3 protein-coding genes are annotated in these 2504 nt (G+C 39.2%); 2 read left to right on the top strand and 1 reads right to left on the bottom strand.

The window, feature by feature from the left end:
• Positions 1-551: 551 nt before the first annotated feature.
• Positions 552-737 (bottom strand): H-type small acid-soluble spore protein, encoded by a 186-nt coding sequence (locus tag AC1DSB_RS17885; RefSeq protein ID WP_016428176.1) that lies wholly within the window; start codon positions 735-737, stop codon positions 552-554.
• Between the two features lie 162 nt (positions 738-899).
• Between AC1DSB_RS17885 and AC1DSB_RS17880 the strand changes: the two genes are divergently transcribed.
• Positions 900-1847 carry a bile acid:sodium symporter family protein gene (locus AC1DSB_RS17880; RefSeq protein ID WP_477587265.1) on the top strand — a complete coding sequence of 316 codons (948 nt, stop codon included), beginning with the start codon at positions 900-902 and terminating at the stop codon, positions 1845-1847.
• Positions 1848-2034: 187 nt separating this feature from the next.
• The coding region (locus AC1DSB_RS17875; protein ID WP_477587264.1) for a PAS domain S-box protein at positions 2035-2504 on the top strand (470 nt) is incomplete at its 3' end.

The following is a 2504-nucleotide window of genomic DNA, read 5'->3' as shown; positions in this document are numbered from 1 at the left end:
AAATTGGGGATATAGCGTGCTTAATTTACGTGAAATCAATAAAGATAATTGGATTCACTCTCGAAAGTTAAATAATTGTTATGAACGGTCGAAATTTTTATTTCGGTCGTTTATWTGTGGTTTATACGCGATGTTTGTGGCAGTAATCGATTGTAAGATTAACAGTAAAGCGGTCGAAATTTCATATACGACAGCCTTTTTTTATGGATTTCATTATGCTCTTTGATGTTTTGTTTGAGGGGGAGGGGGTAGGGGAATGAAGAAGCGAGAAGACATATTGAAGAGATGGGAATTTTGACTGATCGCAAGTCGGATGATCCAATTGATATTTAGCATCTTCGTTGGGGCTGAAGGATAAAGAAAGTGATGATAGAATCCAGCAACTTTAAGTTGTTGGGTTCTTTTTATGGAGAAAGTGAGGAGGCGGCTGAAATTGCATCTTCAGCCGCCTGTTTTATGGGAATATGGAGATAATTCTTTCGTTTACAGTAGGGGGGTAAAGCTTAGTTGGAAAAAACGCCGTGTTAGTTGGAAAAATAGACATCGGCGTATTAGTGTACCACTTCATTAAGTTCGGAGATGTCGACTTCAGAACGCTCTTCGAGTGAGCGACGAAGATGGACTGTTGCGAGTTTGCCGTTTTCGTGAACTTGGTCGATCCAGACGGAAACTCCGTTGTACGTGACTTCGATATCATTTGGCGAGTTGACGATTTGCTTGATGCGGTTTAGTTCCATGTGAATTCCTCCTTAATCAAGTTGCCTATTCAGTTTGATTTAGTTTGAGTTTGAATCATCATTATCATGTGAAGTTTTGAAAAAATATTTTATTAGGGTCACGAAAGACTGAATGGGATTATAATGTGTAAAGACTTCGTATTTTTTAGGGGATTTGGTTGCATGTTAATTAGAATAAATAAAAAGTTGGAAAAAATAATGTCGTTGTTCATCCCAATCAGTTTGGTAATTGGGGTTATTTTTTCGGCGACGCTTCACGATTTTTCGGGACTGATTCCATGGATATTTGCGTTCATGACGTTTGCGGGCAGTTTGAATTCGAATTTTGCATCGATGAAACAAGCGATGCTTTCTCCTTTGCCTTTGGTGCTAACAATCTTCGTGTTGCATGTATTTATGCCACTATGGGCGCTTGGGATAGGTCATGTGGTGTTTAGTGGTGATATGTTTACCATAACTGGATTAGTGTTGTCGATGGCCATTCCAACTGGTATTTCGAGTGTTGTGTGGGTCGCTATTTATAAAGGCAATATAGCGCTGTCGCTATCAGTTATTTTGATTGATACATTGCTGTCACCGTTGATTGTACCCTTTACGATGTCGTTGTTGGTGGGTGGAAACATCGAAATGGATGTTATCAGTATGACCCAAGGATTGATTTTGATGATTGTGATTCCTTCGATTGTGGGGATGATGCTGAATCAACTGACGACCGGTGATAAGGTGAAGAGATTAAGTGATAGCCTTTCACCTTTTTCAAAAATTGGAATGGGTTTTGTTGTGATGTTGAATGGAGCGGTAGTTGCGCCGTATTTGCTTGACGTAAGCGGGAAGCTGATTGCCATAGCGGTCGTTGTATTTTTCATAGCGTGTAGCGGATATTTGATTTCCTTTTTCGCTGGAAAATTGTTTAAGCAGGATAAAGAGACTGTGATTGCGCTAATGTTTAATGGCGGCATGCGAAATATCAGTGCGGGTGCGGTACTCGCGATTTCATACTTCCCGGCAGCAGTTGCTGTGCCAGTTATCATGGGCATGCTTTTTCAACAGACATTGGCTTCGGTGTTTGGTTTAGTGACGGATCGTTACTTTAAGAGGATTGTTACGTAATAGGCATTTTGTCACTTATCCAACAAAACCTGAGATTTTTCCAACTAAGGATGGCCGTTTTCGAACGCTCATTTTTTGTGTTTAATTTCGCATTCTACCATATGAAGATATTTACAAAATTGCTAGAAAACATAGACTTTTGTCAGGTTGATGAATTATGATAATAGTCTATACATGATAGGGGTGAGTGGGTATATCAAAGCGATTTAAATGGCGAATATTAATTACATCTATTGCACTACTCCTAAATTTAATCGTCTTGGTTATTCCAGAAAACTTTTCGTGGTGGCGTCTGGCTACATTACCGGTTAATTTGTTTTTAGGGTGGGTAGTTGGGCTACAGATTGATAAGTATTTGCATTCGAAGAGAGAACTTGATTCGACGAAGAGTGTGTTGGTTGATTATACGTATGCATTGGATTCGTCGGTTGATGCGATTGGGATAACGAATGAAGAAGGAAACCATGAATTTGTCAATGAAGAAATGGCGAGATTGTATGGTTATCAAAAGGACGAGCTATTAACAACACATTGGGAAAAACTTTTTACACAAGAATCCATCGATTACTTTCATGAAACCCTCTTTTCTGAAGTTAAAAAAAATGGGTATGTCAGAAGTGAATTAACCGGACTTAAAAGTGATGGGTCCACGTTTCC

This window comes from Paenisporosarcina sp. P4_E4_2 (genome assembly GCF_056401595.1).
Note: the sequence above shows the minus strand (reverse complement) of the source record. Positions and strands in the feature narration are given on the sequence as shown.